The organism is Candidatus Chloroploca mongolica, from assembly GCF_004762035.2.
Classification (GTDB): Bacteria; Chloroflexota; Chloroflexia; order Chloroflexales; family Chloroflexaceae; genus Chloroploca; species Chloroploca mongolica.
The window spans coordinates 12,126-33,436 of the sequence record NZ_SIJK02000032.1 but is presented as its reverse complement, the minus strand read 5'-3'; the positions used below and the strand labels follow the sequence as shown (position 1 = coordinate 33,436).

Below are 21,311 nucleotides of genomic sequence, written 5' to 3'. Positions count from 1 at the left end.
TCCTCGCTATCCGCGTGCATCCGCTGTCTTCTGCCCAATCCGGAAGATGACAAATTCGGCTGGCTTGACGACCGCCACCCCGATCTCGCAGATCAGCCGCCCTAGATCAAGATCCTGCTGGGTCATCGTGCTCCGGTCACAGCGTACAAAGAAGGCCTCCTCGCGGCTGGCACCAAGCAGCGCCCCAGTCAGCCATTCGGCGTACAGAAAGTTGCTCACGGTTTCGCGAATGTTCGCCCAGAGGTCTGGTCCGTTGGGCTCAAACACCGCCCACTGCGTGCTCACGTCAATCGAGCGTTCGAGATAGATGAAGTAGCGTCGCACGCTCACATAGAGCCATTCCAGATCCGAGGTGGCTGTCCGTGCGCCCCAGACGCGATAGCCACGCCCGCTCAGGTAGCGTAAACAGTTGATGCCCTCGGGATTCAAGACGTCCTGCTGTCGTTTGTTGACGTCAACCTCGAAGCGCAACGCATCACGCACAACCTCGTTCGCCGGGGCCTTCCAGACGCCGCGTTGCACGTCGGTACGCGCATAGATGCCCGACATGGCGCCCGATGGCGGAATGTTGATCTCTTTGGGAATCAGGTCGTTGCCCGGTCGCGCCAGCGGGTTGGCAATCGTGATCCAGGGGAAGTAGACCGCCGCATAGGTGCTGTCAATCAAGCCTCGGGCCTCGCGGACTTCGCCAACGGTCAGGCCCGGTTTCGTGTCAAGCACCGCAATCCGGTATTTCATCCGCTCGGCATGGCTGATCAGGCGATTTTGCACATCACGATAGAGGATATCCGCCGTATCGTTCGGGTCAAACCCACTGGATCCAGGCGCCGCGATGATCGAAATATCTTCGATAATCTCCAAAACTTCCAGGCCCCGTTCGTACGAGACCGCGCCTGCCGTCATCGAGCTCGAAACCGGCGTGCCGCCGTCATTGCCCCCCGCCACCGGGATCGTATTTTCGGTTCCCCCACCAAGCAAGCCATTAAAAAGGGCAAAGGGTTCATTGGTGCCATTCGTCTGCAACCAGTAGAGATTTTGCAGCGCATCGGCTTTGCGCGAGGGTCTTTGTGGCAGAATAGCCCCGATATACCGCGGATGGGTTGTGGCAAAGCCCAGATTTTCATAGGCCATCAGGTTGCCATCGCCATCCTCGGTCTCCAGATTGACACTCACAAGATGGGCCGTGGTCGTCAAGGGTTGGCTTGTATCGGGTGCCGGAATGTTGACGCCGCCAACAAACGCCCAGCTTCCATTCGTCTTGAGGAAGTAGCTCGGATTCGCCCCATCCTCGCCTGTCGCCACTGCGCTCGGCAAGCCAAGCGCCGTCCGACCCGGCGTATCCTGCGCCTGCAACGTCGCCGCCGTGCCCGTCGCAACCGTAGCAAACGTGAGCTGCCCCGTACTCGGCGGCATCGTCACCCGCAGCGTATTGGGCCGGGCTGCCTCAAGCAGCGCCTGAAGCTCGGCAATCGTTACATGCTCCAGGTTCGCGACATTGCCGCCACCATTGCTACTCACCCCACCGGCAAACCCAAGCAAATCATTCGCCTGCACCGCCAGCGTGGCACTCGTGCCGTGCCGATCCGTGCCCAGACTGATCTGATTGCCATTCTCGATCCAGGCCCGCCCATACCTGATCGACCGATTGATCGCATCAACAAGCGCCGCAATGCTCTGGTCGCCCGCCGGCAGATTGATCGTCTGCTCCATACTATCGACCGTCACTACCAGCGTCGTATCATCAGGCACCGTCACCGGCTCGGCCAGCGCCGAACCAGTCACCACCGCCGAGGTTCCCTGAAACTGGATGGTGACATCTACCCCCGTGGCGGTCAGCGTCAACTGGTCATTATGGGTAAGGAAGAACGTCGGCCCCGTGATCCCCCGAAGCGTGGCGGAACGGGCGATCACCTCACCGCCGATCCGCAAGAGCGAGCCATCCGGTGCCGCCGCCATCGTGGCCACATTCGCCGGCGACAAACGCTCGCTCACCCGGATCTCCCCGTTATACCCCGAGCCCGGTTCGCGTGAGCGAAACTGCGCCGTAAAGCCGCCCGCCGTCGTCACAAACTGCGCCGATTGCCCAAAGCCAGCACTCGTCACCGTCCCAGCCGCATCAATGCGGGGCTGGAAGGTGCGCGCAATATAGACCCGTGCGCCCCCATTTTCAAAGAAACTGCGCACCGCATGCGCAAGATAGTTCGTCATCTCAGGGGCCGCATCGGTCCCCGAGGCAAACGACAGATTGCTCAACCCACCGTACATCCGCGTGAACTCACCAAAACTGGTCATCACCTCGGGCGTACCGCTCAGCGGACCTTTACGCGTCGGGCCGACAAATGCCGTGGTACTCGTGCTTACACCTTCAATTGACTTGGGGCGAAAGCTTGTCTCTTCGACATAGACACCAGGCGCCAGATATTCAGGCATAGCACCTCATCCTTTCGCAACGAACCACTACGTCGTCACAAAACAACATAGATCACCTCTCCCGCACGAATCACCCGGTTGACCACCCCCGACGCTACCAGGAAAGCACCAAGCGCATCAGGATCTGGGGCCGCAACAAGGATTTGCCGTCGGGCTTCAAGATCGTCAGGGTCAGGCAACGCTGTCTCAGGGTCAAACCCGGGATGGTAAAACGCCTGGATCGCAATCGCGATTCCCTGGCTGATCACCGGCCCTGTTCCATTCGCCGCCACACTGGTTGTTGGGATCTTCGCAATCGGCACCAGCGCCTCGCCACGGGCGCGTCCTCGCCACTCCGTGATGCCTTCCCCCATCAGATTGGTGGCATCATCAGCCGCCACCACCCGCACCAGCGCCCCCGGCACCCCTGCGCCCTCAGCATCACGCACCGTCACCCGCACCGCCCCCCATCCAGCCAGCGGCACGGCCGTCGGCGCACGGTACAGCCTCAGATCAAGCGGGGTAAACAGACTATTCACCGCCGCCGGATCAGGATCGCGTGGCAAAGCAATGGTTGCCACCCGCGGCAGGTAGCTCCCTGTTGACGGCACCACCTCCACCGCAAAGCTCAGACTACCGATCGCCGGCAGCGCTGGCGGTGCCTCAAACTGGTCATGGTGCGCACGCAAGAGCGGGTGCGAACTACGGTGAATCACATAGTAATTGCGCCGATTGCGCCGAAACGTCAATTCCGCCGCCCTGATCGCCACCGGTTCAGTCACCACAAGTTGGCGACTCACCCCCTCAAGCTGCGCCACCGTCGCATCAACCAACCGCACCGCCCCCAGCACCCGATGCACAACGCGATCAATCACGGCACCACCCCTGTAACGCTTCACCACTATCCTGACAGCAAGGGCATCGTGCCCTCGGCGCACGGCTCAACAGTGTGTGCATAAGGCCCTTTCAATCATCCAGCGCCTCATACCTGAAATCAGTTGCCACCACCGGACGATGCTCCTCTTCTTCATCAGGATCAATGCGCACAACCCGCGCAATATAGCCAGAACTCAAACGATACGTCGGCTCCAACGCATCCCAGATCCGCATCAAACTCTCAATCGTCAACTCTTCCGGAATCACCTGAATCAAATCATCAGGCTGCCAACCAGCCTCCGCCGAGAGTTGCGTCCGGCCAAAGGTAGCCTCCTGTGCAAACTGACTCATCGCCCACGCCACAATGTTGTGCTCAGCCATCGCACTCTCAGCCCACACCGTCAACAGATAGTGCAAATTCAACGAAAGTGGCAACGGGCGACGGGCGCTATCACTTGACCGTGGCGCATTCCGCCGATGCTCATTCATCGTCACCCGATACAGATAGAGCGTCAGCGTCGCCGTCGAATCAGTCTGAATGCTCGTCGGATCGGCCAGTTCTCCACTCGAAATCAAGCGAAACGCGCAAGGATGCTGATCCCTGAGGCTACTATTCCGATAAGCTTGCCGCAAATAACCGATCAGCGAATACCCGACCGAATGGATTGCCAGTACATTTGCCATAACAATCACTTCTGCCTGGACACACGTCGCAGAAAACCAGGGGCCAGCACACGCAACAACCAGTAACTATGGCCTGGATACACCCCGAGCCGGATCAGATAGATCGCAAGAAAGAGGCTCACTTCTTCCAGACGCCGAAACGACTGACGCGTATTATCCTGAACATGAACAATCTGCCCTCGCCAGCCATCGCGCCCATTGCGACCCACTCCACGTTCACGCCACACTCGCACCACAAACGAGTGCGTTGATCGCTCGAGTGGATCCATAGCAGGACTCCTACCTTGCAGTCGGTAGATCAGGGCACCAGGTATCGCTTGCCAGGCCTCACCCGCAGACACACAACAGTTCTGATGGGCCAGGAACGAGCCAACCTTGCGCCAGCAGATCCTGGCTTGAAACAACAATGGGTATGCGGCCCAGTCTACAAGCCCCAGCGATCCAGCCGCGATCCAGCCGCGATCCGCCCGCGATCCTACCCTGATTACACCAAGTAGGGGCGCAGCAGCATACGGGTGAGTGCCACCCACGGTGGCACTCACCCGTATGCTGCTGCGCCCCTGGCGCATTGGTGGCACCACCTGCCCCGGATTGAACGCCGATGCGACGGTCACCGAGGGGCGTTTCATGTCCACGGCAGCAGATCGCAGCAGCGATGGGGCACGGTGACGGCCATGGGGCGGCGTCGGGGCACGGCGCCGCCGTGCCCGTACGGGGGGATGGCGATGGGATGGCGTCGGGGCACGGCGGCGCCGTGCCCGTACGGGGGGATGGCGATGGGATGGCGTCGGGGCACGGCGGCGCCGTGCCCGTACGGGGGGATGGCGATGGGATGGCGTCGGGGCACGGCGGCGCCGTGCCCGTACGGGGGGATGGCGATGGGGCGGCGTGTGGGGCGCGTGCTTCGGCCTGACGGCCATGGGAAGGCACGGGCGGGGCACCGCAGCGACGGCCATGGGCTGGCGATGGGGTGGCGGGGATGGCACGGGCACGGCGGAGATGGGGCGATCACCGTGGTCATAGCGGATGCCGTCGTCCGGCGTAGGGGCGCAGCAGCCCATGGGCCACCGTGGGTGTGATCCTCACCCGTATGCTGCTGCGCCCACCGGCATGATGGTGGTGCGATCCTCCTCTAATGAACGCAATCCACGCCCGTAGGCATATCTGGTGTGATCGATGGCAATCACAGAGCAATTGATCACCGGGCGCGCACCACGGAGCGATCCATACGCAGATCCGGGCGTAGCCCAGGGCAGCGCATAGCGTTTCAGTGCTCAACCTTGAGCCGATGGAGCGAAACCTCAGGCTCACCGCGCCCGCGCTGCTGCCCGTCGCGTTTCAGTGCTCAACCTTGAGCCGATGGTGCGGAACGCGATCGAGCACGGGTTGCGCGTCTTTGAGTTTGCGTTTCAGTGCTCAACCTTGAGCCGATGGTGCGGAACGATCGCCGCAACGCTGACCGACGCCGCCCGGTTTGGTTTCAGTGCTCAACCTTGAGCCGATGGTGCGGAACGATCGCCGCAACGCTGACCGACGCCGCCCGGTTTGGTTTCAGTGCTCAACCTTGAGCCGATGGTGCGGAACCCGCGCTGAACGATCCGCGGATCGTCTCGCTTATCCAGTTTCAGTGCTCAACCTTGAGCCGATGGTGCGGAACGTCTGTTTCGACTGTTTCATCTGGTATCATTCCTTTGTTTCAGTGCTCAACCTTGAGCCGATGGTGCGGAACCCTCAAGCTGCGCGTCGTAGCACGCTGCGAGACGCAGTTTCAGTGCTCAACCTTGAGCCGATGGTGCGGAACCCGCGGCGGGCCGCAAGGCCGTCCGGGTGAGTAACGCGTTTCAGTGCTCAACCTTGAGCCGATGGTGCGGAACCCCGCCGCGCTCAAGCACCGCCGTGTCGAGTTCGGCGTTTCAGTGCTCAACCTTGAGCCGATGGTGCGGAACCCCGACGCTGCGCTTGCTTGGGGCGCAGCACAACCCGACGTTTCAGTGCTCAACCTTGAGCCGATGGTGCGGAACCTCCCCATCAGGCGCAAGGATAACCCGGCGGCCTTGCCGTTTCAGTGCTCAACCTTGAGCCGATGGTGCGGAACGTTAGTGATTACGATGGTAGCTTAACGTATGAAGTGTTTCAGTGCTCAACCTTGAGCCGATGGTGCGGAACCGCAAGGACGTTGCTTTCCGTTTCGGCCACAATCAGATGTTTCAGTGCTCAACCTTGAGCCGATGGTGCGGAACCAGAGCCTGAGCAGGCCGGGGCGCTACTACACCGCAAAGTTTCAGTGCTCAACCTTGAGCCGATGGTGCGGAACCGTCCGCCCGTGGGCAACAGCAAGCGGAGCGGCACCTGTTTCAGTGCTCAACCTTGAGCCGATGGTGCGGAACCCGATAGACCAGATCGAAGGTTGGGGCGCTGGCGACATGTTTCAGTGCTCAACCTTGAGCCGATGGTGCGGAACCGCATAGCGAATGATGCGCTTGCTCGTTTCATACGGCAGTTTCAGTGCTCAACCTTGAGCCGATGGTGCGGAACCTTCGTCATGGTGTCACCTGCGCATTGTACGCCGTGAGGTTTCAGTGCTCAACCTTGAGCCGATGGTGCGGAACCATTGGCGAAGTTCGCCAGCAATGGATTGATTGGCAGGTTTCAGTGCTCAACCTTGAGCCGATGGTGCGGAACCGCACGAGTGGCACACCACGAATATGCAGCCGCTCCAGTTTCAGTGCTCAACCTTGAGCCGATGGTGCGGAACCTCCGGTATGAATAGGCACATCAGGGTATTGTGTCACGTTTCAGTGCTCAACCTTGAGCCGATGGTGCGGAACCACCTCGTATATGCAAAGTGCCACCCTGCCCTTGCGGTGTTTCAGTGCTCAACCTTGAGCCGATGGTGCGGAACCTCCGTCAACGTCTCGGCAAGGTACGCCGCGTACAGCGTTTCAGTGCTCAACCTTGAGCCGATGGTGCGGAACCAAGTAACGCCAGCTTCGGCCTTGCCGATGCCTCGCTTGTTTCAGTGCTCAACCTTGAGCCGATGGTGCGGAACCCAGGCTGATCCGGTTGGACACGTCGCCACTGAGGTAGTTTCAGTGCTCAACCTTGAGCCGATGGTGCGGAACCAATACCGTGCCGACGTTCAGGCGAGCAATGGAGCCAGTTTCAGTGCTCAACCTTGAGCCGATGGTGCGGAACCCCTGCTTGATCCCAACAATAGACGGTGCTTTCGTCGTTTCAGTGCTCAACCTTGAGCCGATGGTGCGGAACCCCTTCAAAGCAGGTATCACGGATGTCGGCAAACGTGTTTCAGTGCTCAACCTTGAGCCGATGGTGCGGAACCCTTTGGTGTGGCCTGCTCGGTGGTGACACACCGGGCGTTTCAGTGCTCAACCTTGAGCCGATGGTGCGGAACCGCGGGGACTGGCCCCGCGCTGTCTGCGTCGTCACTAGTTTCAGTGCTCAACCTTGAGCCGATGGTGCGGAACCTCCGCCTGGCACGGCGGATCCGGTCACAGGTGGAACGTGTTTCAGTGCTCAACCTTGAGCCGATGGTGCGGAACCCTGTTGCAAGTGCCACCCGATAGCAAGCCAGCGGATCGTTTCAGTGCTCAACCTTGAGCCGATGGTGCGGAACCACCTGTATAGAAAGCGTACAGCCGTTCATTTAGAACGTTTCAGTGCTCAACCTTGAGCCGATGGTGCGGAACCGTGCGATACGCTGCTTTCAACTCGGCCCACAACTGAGTTTCAGTGCTCAACCTTGAGCCGATGGTGCGGAACCGCGATTTGATGCTGCCGAGGGCGTGATCATAAAAGACGTTTCAGTGCTCAACCTTGAGCCGATGGTGCGGAACCCCCCGCGTCACGTTCCACAGCCTACGCCATAGCGCTGTTTCAGTGCTCAACCTTGAGCCGATGGTGCGGAACCCGGCATCTTCGTCCGTCGCCACGAACGCCGCAAGCCAGTTTCAGTGCTCAACCTTGAGCCGATGGTGCGGAACCCAGCGGGGTGCTTGGTCGGAGGCGTCGTGTTTGGGCGTTTCAGTGCTCAACCTTGAGCCGATGGTGCGGAACCCCATTGCGCAGGCGTTGCACGCACGAGGCGCAAGTTTCAGTGCTCAACCTTGAGCCGATGGTGCGGAACCGCGTCTACTTTGGCGGCCAGGCGCGCGGCCTCGGCTGTTTCAGTGCTCAACCTTGAGCCGATGGTGCGGAACCCCCGACCAGGCCCGCCATTGCGCTCTTCACGGTCATTGGTTTCAGTGCTCAACCTTGAGCCGATGGTGCGGAACCACTTGCCGTCCACGTTGCGGCAACGCTGGTAATAAGGTTTCAGTGCTCAACCTTGAGCCGATGGTGCGGAACCGGCTTTGCCGCTCACATCCACCCCACGCCGCTCAAGTTTCAGTGCTCAACCTTGAGCCGATGGTGCGGAACCTGTCGCCAAACACCAGCCAATCATCAGGATTAAGCGTTTCAGTGCTCAACCTTGAGCCGATGGTGCGGAACCCATCATCGTTCGTCGGTAACGCCACACCTTCAGGGGCGTTTCAGTGCTCAACCTTGAGCCGATGGTGCGGAACCGCAGGCGCACCAGCGGCGCTGATCTCCCACCGCAAGTTTCAGTGCTCAACCTTGAGCCGATGGTGCGGAACCGCACTGGCGAGCGGGGGAGCGGGCAAAGATCAAGCGCGTTTCAGTGCTCAACCTTGAGCCGATGGTGCGGAACCAGGGCAAGCGTTGCCGCCGCGTTGTCGCGCTCGAAGTTTCAGTGCTCAACCTTGAGCCGATGGTGCGGAACCACCAGGCGCAACCAACGCGACGCAGTGACGTGCGTGTTTCAGTGCTCAACCTTGAGCCGATGGTGCGGAACCGATGACGATGATCGCCGATCTCACCGCGTGGCTCTGTTTCAGTGCTCAACCTTGAGCCGATGGTGCGGAACCGCCGACTGGCACCGCGCCTACACCAGCTTGTTAATGTTTCAGTGCTCAACCTTGAGCCGATGGTGCGGAACCAGGCCAAGCAATTCGCTCGCATCGCCGTGCGCCACGGTTTCAGTGCTCAACCTTGAGCCGATGGTGCGGAACCCAGACGCAGCGGGCGTCAAACCGCGCCACGCTTGCCGTTTCAGTGCTCAACCTTGAGCCGATGGTGCGGAACCCCCGACCTTGATTGGGGGCTGCGGAGGTCTTTTATGCCGGGAAGGTGTGTTTTGTTGCGTCATATGCTTTCCTGTGCTGTCATTATAGGACGTTTTTGCGCCCTTTCAAGTCCGTTCTTCGCAACTTGGGTTTTGTTGCCCAACGCTGTAAAGTTGCGAGCCCTCGGTTTACGTATCCTGATGCTCTAGATGAGGCGCGATTGCTTGACAGGTGCTTTTGCGATGGGCCAATTTGCCTGGGTCAAGCACTGACTTGCGACACGACCTCTCTTGGAGGCTTCTGGAACTGTCTCTGGCTCTGCGTGAGCGCGGTTTGATGCGCTCACGCGTTGCCGATAGGGGCGTCAAGGGATGTCCACTGTGCGCTAAAGCTTGCCTGTTTAGACAACGTCGTTGCAAAAACGACGAAATTCGCAGGTGATGCATGGCCGACGATTGGCTGGGGCATCAGGCATGTGCTCGCCACCGATGGCTGCCTGGATCGTCGCAACAGTGGTGGTAACCTGGGTGCGCAGGCTCGTCGTGAGTTTGATCGCTTCGGCCTGGCGCAGCGGAATTTTGTAGATCCAGCCCCCTGTTACCGGGATCTGCCATGCTTCTTCGACCAGCAAGGCGTAGGCCGTCAGTTGGAGTTTGAAATGGCTTCCGGTAGGCGCTTCGCTGTCTTTGTATTCAACCACCACTGCCTGTGCACCTGGACTGGTGCGGTCTGGTACGGCAATCGCTAGGTCAACCCGACCCCGTAAGCCCAGACCCTCGGAACGGAGCCGTACGTCAAAGTGTCGCTCGCCTGCTTTAAGGCCGTACATCCGCAATGAGCGCCGCTCTTCTCGACCTTCTTCCGCCTGATGGTTTGTTCGTCCCTGATCCATCAGCGCAGTGACCGGTCGTATCGCAGGGGTGCAGTACCGGTACCAGACGATGCGTGGACAGTAACGCCACTGTTTGAGATCAGTGACTTCAAGCAGTACCTTATCCATCTTTGCCCTCCTGGGTCAAGACGCGCCGTCCGCTCCAACTTCGCTCATCAAGCGGGAAGAGTTGAATGTTGGCCGAGCGGCCTTTGACCCGCCTGGTGATTTCGCCAAAGAGCGCACGCTGGTGCGTGCGGCTCAGATCGCCAACAAACGCACTGTATTGCACCCGCTGTAAGCCATAATCGAGGCAGGCGTCGGCGACTTTCTGGCGGGTGCCGTCATGTGGAATGTCGTAGATGAGCAGACACTGCATAACTACCATCCCATAACAAAGGGTTGATACGCTTCGCGTTCGCCGCGTACAAAGGTGGCAATATGGCGTGCCTGACATTGCAGAATGTGCCGCAGTGGTTGCCGTTTGCCTTCGTAGGCCTCGCTCGATTCAAGGCGTTCGAGCACCCGGGTCACAATGCGTTCACGTGTATCGGCATCAAGCCGTCCATCTTCGTCTCGCCCGATGCTCCACCCACGGGTAACTTGCCCGAGCAGGGTGCGATCAACAACCGCCTGACGAAATTCCTCAATCAGATCAAGAACCAGACTCGGTTTGCCGGGGCGATCAGCATGGAGAAGACCGGCATAGGGATCAAGGCCCGCTAAAATAATTGCGTGTTCCACTTGTCCATACAAAACCCCGTACCCATAGTTAAGCACCTGGTTAAAGGCGTCAGCCGCCCCCTGCGTTTCACGCCCAGGCCAGGCAAGTTCGGCAGGCACCAGCGGGGCAAGTGCGCCCCAATAGCGTGCGGCATAGCGCCCTTCAATGCCCATCAAACGGTCGCGTAACGCTTCGACACTGACCCCCTGCAAGTCCCGCACCGCCTGCAGACTATCAACAACCTCGCTCGCCACCACCGTCAGCGCCGCATGCAGATCTGGATCAGCCTCTTTGCGATATTTGGCGACGTAGCGCAGCAGATTGGCCTGATTCTGTAGCTTGCCAAGCGTAAAAGCGCGCGCCAACGCAAGGCCTGCTTCGCCATCATACGCCCGTAGTTGGGCACGCCTGGTTAGTACGGTACCAGTGAGACCAGCACTGTAAAGACTGGAATGTGGTGTGCCATTTGAACTAACAAAATGGATCGGAATGCCCTCTTCGGCACATGCGCGAATGGCATCACTGCTAATGCTCACCCCTCCGCCATTGATAAGCACCTGCTGCAAATGGAGTAAGGGCACCTCGTTGAGCCGATCTTTCGCTTTCATCACGCGCAGACGTCCCTGGTGCTTGGCAATAAACGCACCTTTTTCCTGGACAAAGAGATGCATAGCTTCCTCGCTCTTTCCTGAATCGGCGGGTACAATCACCCGTGCTCAATCACGAGCCGAAAAAGAGAAGGTGATTTGTTAAGGTGCAGCAAGCACGTGCAACTTCAACCTGGTCTGAAAGGGAGCAAGCCAGCCCTCATACAACGCAACTACGGTGTCGCAAACGAATACCAACCATCGCCTTTGACCGCATTCTTGCCCACATGAACAAGCGACCCCCAGACGAGCAACTCACGCAATGGACCAAGCTCGCCAGCAAACGTCACCTGACCGATCAACCCGCCGATGGGAGTACGACGCTGGGTGCGCGAACTCGCACTGACAAGATCAACCCAACGCGTGCGATCGTCAATAACCTCTACCTGCTCAGCCAGATCAAGCAATGCCCGAAAATCGATGCCAAGCGCCCCGTCGCCATAAGCCAGCGAAAGATCATCGAGACGTCGCATCAAGCGCTGCAACAACGGACGCAAGGCGATCTGTTTGAGCAAGTGACCTTGCTCGATCAAGCGCATCGGAGTATGCAAAATAAGAGACACCTTTTTATCCGAAAGTGACTGAGCAAATGCACGCACATCTTCAGCCTTGATCGCCAGGCCGGGCTGGCGTACCTGCCCAGCCGCATCACTGTAGAGCGTTTGGTGGAGACCGGACAGCGGATCAACCGCTTCAATCGAACTAAGCCGCAGTTGACCGCGACGGCGACCGAGTTGGGCCAGGGGTATGCCGAGCCCACCACGTTCAAGTTCGTGCGCAGCCATCACCACATATGGAAAGAGCGACGCAGCCGTACCAAAGAGGGCCAAGCCAAACTGAAGCGTCTCACCGGGTTGATAGGTACGCGCCCCTTCACGAGGGGGGCGCACCACATACGGACGAGGGCGCTGATCGCCGCCCTTCTCATCTTCGCTCCGCATAGGCGCCAGCAACGCCGCCACCGGGCAAACCTCGAGAAGAGGACACCGATCACACGTTGGAGCCTCCCGATTCGCACAAAAGCGTTCCCAGAGCGCCCCAGCCAATGCACCGCGCACCGCAGAGCCACTCTGCTCACCGAGCGCCACAGGGGTCAGCGCAGTTGCCGTAAAAGTCAAATGATGGGTCGTCAACGTCATAACCGCAGACTCCTCAGCGTTGTTGTTGCATCCTGTTCAAAAGGTGATCGAGCCGATCGCGTGCCTCAGCCCAACGACGTGGATTATCCTCGATATACTGACGGATAGCATCGAATTCAGCTTGATCACGCACAATGCGTTCATAATAGCCACGTTGCCACACAGCGGCCCCAGGCTGTTTACGACGCGCATTGACCCGTCGCGCAACCGCCGCCTTAAACGAACGCACAATCGCCCCCAACGATCCCGGCTCTACATTGATCCCCAACGCCGAAACATTGGACATCCCCTCGGTCAACGCAAGCCCACCCGGTGCCGCCGCGATCGCCGGGGTGGGTTCGGTCACCGAGGCGGCGTTTGCCCAATGTAGGGGCGCAGCAGCCCCTGGGCCACCCGGCGACACACCCCCATCCGTATGCTGCTGCGCCCTCCCCGGGGGCGTATCGCCCCCCGGTGGTGGCGCGATCGTCGTGTCGCCCCCCGGTGCCGCCGCGATCGCCGGGGTGGGGCCGGTCACCGGGGCAGTGGTTGCCCGATGTAGGGGCGCAGCAGCCCCTGGGCCACCCGGCGACACACCCCCATCCGTAAGCTGCTGCGCCCTCCCCGGGGGCGTATCGCCCCCCGGTGGTGGCGCGATCGTCGTGTCGCCCCCCGGTGCCGCCGCGATCGCCGGGGTGGGGCCGGTCACCGGGGCAGTGGTTGCCCGATGTAGGGGCGCAGCAGCCCCTGGGCCACCCGGCGACACACCCCCATCCGTAGGCTGCTGCGCCCGCCCCGGCGTCGTATCGACCCCCGGTGGTGGCGCGATCGCCGGGGTGGGATCGTGCCCCATCCCAAGGCCGCCGACCGATATGGTGGCGGTTCGCGGGGTGGGTTCGGTCATCGAGGTGGCCGTGGGCGCAGGATGGGCCTTGAAAGACGACGGGGCCGTGGGCGCAGCAGCATACGGATGGGCCTCCAAGGACGAGGGGGCCATGGGCTGCTGCGCCCCTACATGTTCTGCCCATCCCGGTGGTGGGGTTGTGCCATCGCCCGATATCGGCGCGATCGTCGGGGCGTCACCCGATGCCGCCGCGATCGCCCGGGTGTCACCCGATGCCGCCGCGATCGCCGGGGCGTCACCCGGTGCCGCCGCGATCGTCGGGGTGGGGCCGGTCATCGGGGTGGTGGTTGCCCAATGTAGGGGCGCAGCAGCCCCTGGGCCACCCGGCGACACACCCCCATCCGTATGCTGCTGCGCCCTCCCCGGGGGCGTGCCATCACCCGGGGGCGTATCATCACCCGTGTTGCTATTGATTTCCACGGGATCATCGCGATCGGTGATGACAATGATCCCGTGGATATGATCGGGCATGACGACGAAGGCATCGATCTTCACCCGCCCTTTGCGCTGACCACGTTCACCGGCGTGAGCGAGGGCGGCCCATTGTTGCTCGGCAATGTGGCGAAGCATTGGATCAGCAAAGAGGTGGGTACGTTGATGGGTGCAGATCGTAATGAAATAGACCCCGGCCTGACGATAGTCATAGCCAGCTAAGCGGATGGTACGACGGTGGTGGTGCATGGTTATGGCATCGCTATCTGTGTATACATACTAAAACCACGACTGCTGCGCTCCAGGCGATACGGAAGCACAATGTGACGGAGCAGACGGTCTTTGCCAAGGGTGATGCGTTTCGAACTGTAGATATTGACTTGCTCAAAGCTAAGCTTCGATCCACAGTCATCAAGCATCTGAAGCGTGCCACTCGCTTGAAAGGCTGGTTGGTCTTCGGTAAGCATAACCCATTTCTGATCTGATGGGAGATCGTCATTGTCGTAGACTTTGGGTGGTTGCATTAACTGGACAAAGCCACCCCGTTTGCCAAAGTAGTTGATCTGGGTTAGCAGATCAATGATCGATGATGGTGCTGCTTTGCTTTGTACTGGCTGAAGTGCCAGCGCAAATTGGCCACTGTAGTTGACATATTCACGATAGGCAATGGTATTGCCCAGCGGTGTCAAGAGGCCACTACCATTATCATCGCTTGACCCGCCCTTTTTTGGGCGAACAATCTTGGTAAAGGTATTGATGACTACGATATGTGAGGGCAAGGCAATTTGTAGGCGCATATCCCTGATCAGCGGCCAGAGCCGTTCACCTGCTGCGAGACCCTGTGTGCGCAGGGCGGCATCAAGCAGGGCCATTTTCAAGGCAAAGGGTGTTGGGCACAACAGTGTCTTGCCGCCAGACGAGGTTGCCATCGCTGGTTTGAGCGAAAAGAGCGCTACTGGTTGATAGACAGCGTAGATCCACATGGCTGTAACTCCTACGCTGGCTCGAGCGCGTATGGCCGTGCCGATTGTGCGAGGCTCTGAATCTGCTCGGCAAGGTGCCCAAGTGAGTCAAAGTTTTCGACGACAATACCCTGTTCACCGCCCACTGCCCGGGCAACACGGCTCATCTGATCGCGGTAGTCATCGGTGATCGGGCTGATCAGCGGTGCAGGCAACAGCATTGTTGAGTACGCGAGCGCACCTTCGAGCGCGACAAGGTGCGGCAGTTGCGCTGAACGCATGGCACCGTTGAGTTGGACAAAGGTATGCAGCACACTCTCAAGCAGCGCACGAGTACGCTCAGCACGCTCTTCTTCAGAAATGGCGTAGCGTTGGGCAATGTCGTTGTAGCCTATGCGCCCTATTTCGAGATGACAGACAATGGCGTATTTGCCGCTTGACGCAGGGCGGTGAAAAATCGCCTGACCCAAATTCGCGCCACCAGTCTTGCCCTCATCACCACCAGTACCTTTTTGCACGCGGGTGGCCGCCTCTTCTTTCCGTTTGCCTTCACTGCGCTCCGTCGCATACTTGACGTGAAAGAAGCTCTGGTTATGGCCTTCGCGTGTTATGTCAGGAATGCCCACGGCCCAACCAAATTCAACCACGCTCTTGCGCGGGATCGAGCGTCCCCCCTCGGTGATCAGGATGCCTTCAAGGTCATCCATCGCGCACAGACGCAAGAGTTCATCTAGCGTTTCGACATCCGTCTTCCCTTTAGTTCGGGTAATGAAATCCTGATCAGCATTGATTCGGTTAGGATTGAAGAGTTTGCAACCCGCGCAGAGTGGCAAGTTGCGCTGGCGTGCCAGGTTGAACAGGTGCTCGGCCTGGATATGTTTGAGCATATCACCGCTAATTGCATTGACATTGTAGAGGTTGCCGTCGGCACCAACAATATCAACCATGCGCGTCTGAAGCTGGTTGCCTTCGTTGCCTTCATTATTGAGATTGTGCATATCGAGCGTGGCATTGATCGCAAGGGCAAGCGAATAGATGTGCGTAGTCATGGTCTGGGGTTCTCCTTCAAACTAAAAGGGCTGATTCTCATGCGTTTCTGCGGTGGGCTCTTCGGATGTAAGTTCAGGCTCGCTTGTTGCCGCATCGCTCTCTTCATGAACCGCATCCGGCGTCTTGGGGTCACGGGCATAGCCATAGGCAATGAGAAGATTCGCAACCGTGGGAGCATCGTACTCGTCGATCAAATTGACAATGTCGGTGATATCGCCGGTGGTAATATCAGCGCGTACCGGGCGCTTCTCCCGAGCAAAGATGCGCTTATTTTCCTGATTGTACTGTTGCATAAACTCGCTGAGGGCACGCATAAATTCGGCATTATTGCGTGCTTTGCGGCGCAAATCATCGGCCAGACCGTAACGGACATCATACGGTGTGTCACCTTTCGTCTTTTGATACTGTGGAATCACCGTACTCCGACGAATTGCGGTCGCAATGTTGCGAAAGCCTTGGGTCTCCAGGATCGGGGCAAGGGGTTTTTCGCGCCGGTTGTCGTTTGCCATAATGATCACCTCCAAAGTGTTGATCGTGAAGCGGCGCACTGGTTGCCGCTTGCTCATTTTGCTCATAACATGGCTGGCATAGCCCGTAGTAAAGGCGAAAAAAGCCGTCAGGTTCGGGTCGCGGCTGGAAAGAAAGTCGCGGTAGTGACGTAACAGATGCTCTTCCTCAGAAAACTTCTCTTCCAGCGCACCAATAATGCGTTGGTGCTGGTCAACTTCATCACGCCAATGCTGGATTGCACTCACCTCTTCAGGTGCCGCGATCCAATCAGGCAGATTGATCGTGGAAACATTCATCACGGCAAAGGCACTGCCAAGGTCTTTGTACGCCACAACGGCAAAGCCTTGAATCAGGTCTGAGGGTTTGCGTTGGCGACCACTACTAAGCATGGCCCCTTCCCATTGGGCCAGCATCGCATCGGTGTAACGCAAGGCGGCCTGAATATCCATTTTGATCGCCGTGCCAGCCCAGAATTGTTGCTGAAATTGCTTGAAAATCGTGTCATGCCAGTGTAGTTCGATGCCTTCGGCTGACGGGATCACAATGTACGTTTTGCGATCTTTTTTGCTCTGCACGGTTCGCGGTAAAGCGGCATCAAAGAGACCAGCAAACTTGAAGTATTCGAGTAACCAGAAGCTTTCCCGCCCGCCAATCGTCAGCGCATCAGCCTTCGCACGATTTGCCCCCTTTCCCTGTTCTGGATTGACCACCTGGGTCGCCGAAAGCAAGGCTTTATGCTCAAGCCCGTGAGTCTTTGCCAGTTGCACCCAGGCCTCTTGGGCTTGCTCAATTGCACCGGGCTTGCCGCTAAAAAGTGTCCAGATGAGATCAATCAACTCAGGGTAGATCGGGCGGCACGCAGCCCATGCCTCAACCGCTTTGTTATAGGCATTCAGCGCGCTCATCTGATTGATTTTTACTGCGACCGGCCAGTAAGGACGCGGAGCTTTTTGTTCAAGTGCATTGCGTTCATCTGATGGCAAGGTCTTTACATTGATCTTGAGCTTGCGATAACGCTCAAGCTCCTGGTAGTAGTCGCTGTTGTGCCGTTTCTCGGCTTCATAGTCAAGCACGGGCAAATCAGCCGGCGGCGAGCCTGTCTTGTCAGTCTGAATCCATCTCATTGTCGGGTCACGATAGGGCACCTGACGGAGTTGTTCACGACTCACCACCCTAGCCGTGCTGACAATGATGCTGTGCCCGGCGTTTGCTATCCGGACATCTCCACCATCGCCGGTGATGTCGCGCAGGGCATCCGCAAACCACCTTGCCACCCCCGCAGCCGCCAGCAACGCTGCTACCGGGGTTGTCGTCATCGGAATGCAGAGTTGGGTCACTGTTGGCATGTCATACCCTTTCGAATTTTTATGAATCTTGCGAATGCTGATCAGCAAGCCGCAGGATTCGTACCAGGAGCAAATAGAGGATCACCTGATCGCGGCGATCCACGCGAATAAGATGGTCGCTCAAGCCTTCAGCGGCTTCAAAGCCTTGCCAGGCAACAGTTTTGCGTGCAGCTAGTAATACCGGGTCATTGATGAGGCCAACCTGGTGCATGGCTTCGTTAAAGGCGGTGCGGGCATGCTGTGAAACTGGTTTGAACGGGCCGTGATGGTAGCGGAAGGTTGAACTGTGATGGCAGACAATCGCTGTCATAAGTGCGACATGAAGTGCATCGCAGTTTCCAGCCATTGCCCCGATGAGATCGCAAGCCGCACGCGCACTTTCCGCAGCATGCGGTGGTCGTCGGGGCTGAATGGCGTTGTTTTCAGCCCACTCAGTCTGGCTGTCATAGTCGGTGTGGGCCGCCATATACGCAGCATCAATGCATAGGTCTTTATCCTTGCGTAGTTGCGTGACGCGCACTTGCCAGGTATGCGCCCATGCTTGCCACACCTGATCCAGTTTGCCCAGGTCGTGAACGGCAAACATCAGCCGAATGGCCCGATCAAGGTGGCCTGAGTCGAGACCAAGGTGGCTTTCGAACCGACGCTGCACTGCTGCAGTCTGGTCACGTAATGTGCTTGTGTAGACACGGTAGAGACCGGCAATATGCTCACGGTACGTTTCACGCTGGATCGGGCCAAAGTCATCACCGTGGCGTTGCGGTCTGGTCGTTTCGGCCACTTCAGCCGGCGTTCCTACCTCAAAACGAAAGCCTAGCTGTTGGTCGTATTGCACCAGGGCAGGGTTGACTGCGATCAGGCTGCTACCTGCGATGTCGCGGCATGCTCCACGAATATCCTCAGCGATCGTGCTCGGGCCAAGCGCAAGCCAGTGTGTTTCCAGACGTTGTCGTTGCTCTGGCTCTTCGCTTGCCTCGGTGGCGCTGGCCCTGGCACTGACGGCAAGCTTGACCACCCAATCCAACTCCAACTCCATTGCGATGGCTTGCACACGACTGTACCAGCCAAGCAGGGCATTGCGGCGAACGCTGATCCCTTCATAGCGATAGGGGTTAGGTACTGTTTCAGGGGTTGGATTGGGATGCACAATGACGGTGCGACTATCAATATCGCGAATGAGATCGCGTCCGCTTGTTCGATCCTGTTGCTTCAAGACAGCTTCGATAGCTTCACGTAGATTATGCCGATTCGCTTCGAGGCGATCGAGGAGGCGCAGATCAAATGGTTCGTGGGCCACGTTGACGAGATCCAGTTCAGCGTGATAGTTCAGCACAGCACCGTCTGGTGGCAATTGCGCAAATGCTGCCTGGGTACGCTCACACAGTTTCGATTGACCTTCCACCTCAACCTCAGACGCATGCTTGCCTGGTTTTGGGTCAAGGTAGGGCGCAAAGTTGAACGAACCATCTTCACGACGGGGCACATCATAGACGAGAACTTCACCAGCCTCGCCTGCAAAGCGGGCACAACGTCCAGCCCGTTGAATGATCGCCGCTGCTGGGGCCATCTCGGTATGAAGCACCTCGCAGGTAATGTTGAGCCCAACTTCGATCACCTGGGTCGCAACCAGGATGGTTGGCCCCCACTGATAGGCACGCTTGTCTGCACCAAACTCATGGCGAATATGCTCTTCTTTTTGATTACGATCACCCGCATAAAACCGACTATGCAGCAACTCAATATGGAGATTCAACCCTGCGGCTTCAGATCGCAGGGCTTGTGCCAGCGCCTGTGCCCGGTCAACCGTATTGCAGACAACAACAACGCGCTTACGGCTATGTTGCACGAAGTCGCTCATGATGGCACTGGACGTCAATTCATCGGCCAGGTAGCGATAGCGGCGCTGCTTGCCTTGCTGTGATGGAATTGCATCAATCTCCTCTTGTGTTAACACAACCGGCTCAGCATCAAGCAACGTACAAAGACGTCGCAGCATCGCCTCCGAGAAGGTTGCGGTCATCAACACGAAAGGCGTAACGCCTTTGAGGAATTGGAGCATCGCCAGCGTGGTTGCAAGTGCGCCATTGCCATGCTCATCAACCGGAAAGAGGTGAAATTCATCGAAGACGAGGTAGCTACTAATGATCGCACCAGCATTCAGATTAGCCTGACGATTGCTCAAGCTATAGGGAATAGTCAAGAAGCTACTCAAAACTTGATCAATCGTTGTAAAGATTAAATCACTCTCAAGTTTGCGATCATCAGGGCGGGCACCTGTTTGAACACACACGCTGTTAACCTGGGTTAACCCGTGCGAGGTTGCAAAGCGGGCGACGACAGCCTTATATTCAACCTCGAATTGATTTGCGAGTACGCGCATTGGCACGGCATAGATGCACTGGCGAGGAAAAGCGCCTGGATCATTGCGCCACCCATCAAGAAACGGGAAGAGCGCGGCGCGCGTCTTGCCAGCCCCGGTTGGAGCCTGCAAAATAATGTTGCGGCCTGCTCTGAGCAGCACATCAACTCGTTCCTGGTATGCATACAGTGGCATAGACTACTCCGATCCGAAAATATCATTGAAACGTTGTTGCCGATTGTTGAGATCAGCATCATTGATCCCATACATCCGCATCTGCCGCCGCACTTCACCAATGATCTGTTCACGCAGGGTCGCTGGATCGAGCACCTCACACTCTGGCCCCCACCCCCTGATCCAGTTCATCATCTCCTGGGGTTCATCAATCTCGGCTGTCCAGTTCAACCTTGCTTCGTTATCCACTTCGGTACGCTGCGAAGGATGCCAGACGGCCTCAAGTACCCGCCGGATCGTTTGATTGCCACTGAAACGCAGCCGTACGGTTATTGGCTGATCGTCCAGATCAAACCAGATGCCCCATGCTCCGGCGAGCAGGGCATTGGGATCAAAGTCTCTCGGTATGGTGAAGGGTTCGTCGGTGAGTTCGATGCGTTCGATGCGTTCGACTTTGCGGGTGCGCAGTTTGCCCGGTGGCTCGGCGAGGCCAATGGCATAGGTGCTGTAGCCGATCGCTGATGGTTCGAGCATGTATGGCGCAAAGGTGTGTTGAAAGGCCCGTTGCGCCTGCAATGGGCGGTACCAGATGCGGAGTTTGACGCCCGTGGCCCAGGCTTCGGTGAGCTTTTCCAGGGTACGCTGATAGTCGCCAGGTTGTTTTGGCAAGCGGTTGCGCAAGATAGTCGTCGTGCCGCTGATGTGCTGGCCGAGCACCGGCATCAAGCCCTGCAATGATGTGCCAAGTTTTTCAAGCGTCGCAACCGTGTGTTCGTTCGGTTTGTCGCTATAGCGTGCGAGCAGACGACACGCCAGAAAGACGGCGAGGGCTTCGTGCAGACGGAGATGGATCTGGCTGAGGTACGCGGTTCGTTCGATGTAGATCAGGCCGTCGTCGGTCAGGCGGACGGGAATGCCGTTGTCGATCATGCCTTGCACCAGGCGTCCAATCGTTGAACGATGCACTTCGCAGCGACGGGCTATTTCCGCCTGCGAAAGCGGCACGCGACTCGTCAATAAAAGCCGCTCTACCTGTCCAATGCGATCTGATTTGGCAAATGCTCGTGTCATGGTTCTCTCCTGCAATTGAGCATATCATAT

15 protein-coding genes and 1 CRISPR repeat array are annotated in these 21,311 nt (G+C 58.2%); of the genes, 1 reads left to right on the top strand and 14 read right to left on the bottom strand.

Features of this window, described 5'->3' with window-relative positions; translation table 11 throughout:
* Nucleotides 1-6: 6 nt before the first annotated feature.
* The 4 genes from EYB53_RS16670 to EYB53_RS16655 form a co-directional block, all read right to left on the bottom strand.
* On the bottom strand, nucleotides 7-2,430 hold the full coding sequence (locus EYB53_RS16670; protein ID WP_135479550.1) for a phage tail sheath family protein: 2,424 nt from the start codon (nucleotides 2,428-2,430) through the stop codon (nucleotides 7-9).
* Between the two features lie 35 nt (nucleotides 2,431-2,465).
* On the bottom strand, nucleotides 2,466-3,308 hold the full coding sequence (locus tag EYB53_RS16665; protein ID WP_135479549.1) for a hypothetical protein: 843 nt from the start codon (nucleotides 3,306-3,308) through the stop codon (nucleotides 2,466-2,468).
* 67 nt (nucleotides 3,309-3,375) lie between these two features.
* Nucleotides 3,376-3,969 carry a Pvc16 family protein gene (locus tag EYB53_RS16660; protein WP_135479548.1) on the bottom strand — a complete coding sequence of 198 codons (594 nt, stop codon included), beginning with the start codon at nucleotides 3,967-3,969 and terminating at the stop codon, nucleotides 3,376-3,378.
* A 5-nt stretch (nucleotides 3,970-3,974) separates the two neighbouring features.
* On the bottom strand, nucleotides 3,975-4,238 hold the full coding sequence (locus EYB53_RS16655; protein ID WP_167857447.1) for a hypothetical protein: 264 nt from the start codon (nucleotides 4,236-4,238) through the stop codon (nucleotides 3,975-3,977).
* Between the two features lie 262 nt (nucleotides 4,239-4,500).
* Between EYB53_RS16655 and EYB53_RS16650 the strand changes: the two genes are divergently transcribed.
* Complete coding sequence (locus EYB53_RS16650; protein WP_167857446.1) at nucleotides 4,501-4,638, top strand: hypothetical protein; 138 nt, start codon at nucleotides 4,501-4,503, stop codon at nucleotides 4,636-4,638.
* Nucleotides 4,639-5,233: 595 nt separating this feature from the next.
* Nucleotides 5,234-9,133: a CRISPR direct-repeat array (repeat unit 37 nt; unit sequence GTTTCAGTGCTCAACCTTGAGCCGATGGTGCGGAACC).
* Between the two features lie 380 nt (nucleotides 9,134-9,513).
* Here the strand turns inward: EYB53_RS16650 and cas4 are convergent.
* The 10 genes from cas4 to EYB53_RS16600 form a co-directional block, all read right to left on the bottom strand.
* Nucleotides 9,514-10,113 (bottom strand): CRISPR-associated protein Cas4, encoded by a 600-nt coding sequence (gene cas4 / locus EYB53_RS16645; protein ID WP_135479546.1) that lies wholly within the window; start codon nucleotides 10,111-10,113, stop codon nucleotides 9,514-9,516.
* Nucleotides 10,106-10,363 carry a CRISPR-associated endonuclease Cas2 gene (gene cas2, locus EYB53_RS16640; RefSeq protein ID WP_135479545.1) on the bottom strand — a complete coding sequence of 86 codons (258 nt, stop codon included), beginning with the start codon at nucleotides 10,361-10,363 and terminating at the stop codon, nucleotides 10,106-10,108. Before cas2 ends, cas4 begins: the two co-directional genes overlap by 8 nt.
* 2 nt (nucleotides 10,364-10,365) lie before the next feature.
* Nucleotides 10,366-11,379 (bottom strand): CRISPR-associated endonuclease Cas1, encoded by a 1,014-nt coding sequence (cas1, locus tag EYB53_RS16635; protein WP_135479544.1) that lies wholly within the window; start codon nucleotides 11,377-11,379, stop codon nucleotides 10,366-10,368.
* Between the two features lie 149 nt (nucleotides 11,380-11,528).
* On the bottom strand, nucleotides 11,529-12,494 hold the full coding sequence (gene cas6, locus EYB53_RS16630) for a CRISPR system precrRNA processing endoribonuclease RAMP protein Cas6 (RefSeq protein ID WP_135479543.1): 966 nt from the start codon (nucleotides 12,492-12,494) through the stop codon (nucleotides 11,529-11,531).
* 13 nt (nucleotides 12,495-12,507) lie between these two features.
* Nucleotides 12,508-14,058: a transposase gene (locus tag EYB53_RS16625; protein WP_135479542.1), complete on the bottom strand. Its 1,551-nt coding sequence runs from the start codon at nucleotides 14,056-14,058 to the stop codon at nucleotides 12,508-12,510.
* 2 nt (nucleotides 14,059-14,060) lie between these two features.
* Complete coding sequence (locus tag EYB53_RS16620; protein WP_135479541.1) at nucleotides 14,061-14,792, bottom strand: hypothetical protein; 732 nt, start codon at nucleotides 14,790-14,792, stop codon at nucleotides 14,061-14,063.
* Nucleotides 14,793-14,803: 11 nt separating this feature from the next.
* Entirely contained in the window at nucleotides 14,804-15,820 is a 1,017-nt protein-coding gene (locus EYB53_RS16615) for a DevR family CRISPR-associated autoregulator (RefSeq protein WP_135479540.1), read from the bottom strand.
* 21 nt (nucleotides 15,821-15,841) lie between these two features.
* Complete coding sequence (locus EYB53_RS16610; protein ID WP_135479539.1) at nucleotides 15,842-17,677, bottom strand: hypothetical protein; 1,836 nt, start codon at nucleotides 17,675-17,677, stop codon at nucleotides 15,842-15,844.
* 19 nt (nucleotides 17,678-17,696) lie between these two features.
* Entirely contained in the window at nucleotides 17,697-20,231 is a 2,535-nt protein-coding gene (gene cas3, locus EYB53_RS16605) for a CRISPR-associated helicase Cas3' (protein ID WP_135479538.1), read from the bottom strand.
* 3 nt (nucleotides 20,232-20,234) lie between these two features.
* Nucleotides 20,235-21,281 carry a helix-turn-helix transcriptional regulator gene (locus tag EYB53_RS16600; RefSeq protein ID WP_135479537.1) on the bottom strand — a complete coding sequence of 349 codons (1,047 nt, stop codon included), beginning with the start codon at nucleotides 21,279-21,281 and terminating at the stop codon, nucleotides 20,235-20,237.
* Nucleotides 21,282-21,311: the final 30 nt, after the last annotated feature.

Bases quoted from the DNA above. Each gene is read 5' to 3' on its own strand.
- cas3 (WP_135479538.1), bottom strand. From the start codon at position 20,231: ATGCCACTGTATGCATACCAGGAACGAGTTGATGTGCTGCTCAGAGCA.
- EYB53_RS16615 (WP_135479540.1), bottom strand. From the start codon at position 15,820: ATGACTACGCACATCTATTCGCTTGCCCTTGCGATCAATGCCACGCTC.
- EYB53_RS16600 (WP_135479537.1), bottom strand. From the start codon at position 21,281: ATGACACGAGCATTTGCCAAATCAGATCGCATTGGACAGGTAGAGCGG.
- EYB53_RS16620 (WP_135479541.1), bottom strand. From the start codon at position 14,792: ATGTGGATCTACGCTGTCTATCAACCAGTAGCGCTCTTTTCGCTCAAA.
- EYB53_RS16610 (WP_135479539.1), bottom strand. From the start codon at position 17,677: ATGCCAACAGTGACCCAACTCTGCATTCCGATGACGACAACCCCGGTA.
- EYB53_RS16670 (WP_135479550.1), bottom strand. From the start codon at position 2,430: ATGCCTGAATATCTGGCGCCTGGTGTCTATGTCGAAGAGACAAGCTTT.
- cas1 (WP_135479544.1), bottom strand. From the start codon at position 11,379: ATGCATCTCTTTGTCCAGGAAAAAGGTGCGTTTATTGCCAAGCACCAG.
- EYB53_RS16625 (WP_135479542.1), bottom strand. From the start codon at position 14,058: ATGCACCACCACCGTCGTACCATCCGCTTAGCTGGCTATGACTATCGT.
- cas2 (WP_135479545.1), bottom strand. From the start codon at position 10,363: ATGCAGTGTCTGCTCATCTACGACATTCCACATGACGGCACCCGCCAG.
- EYB53_RS16660 (WP_135479548.1), bottom strand. From the start codon at position 3,969: ATGGCAAATGTACTGGCAATCCATTCGGTCGGGTATTCGCTGATCGGT.
- EYB53_RS16655 (WP_167857447.1), bottom strand. From the start codon at position 4,238: ATGGATCCACTCGAGCGATCAACGCACTCGTTTGTGGTGCGAGTGTGG.
- cas6 (WP_135479543.1), bottom strand. From the start codon at position 12,494: ATGACGTTGACGACCCATCATTTGACTTTTACGGCAACTGCGCTGACC.
- cas4 (WP_135479546.1), bottom strand. From the start codon at position 10,113: ATGGATAAGGTACTGCTTGAAGTCACTGATCTCAAACAGTGGCGTTAC.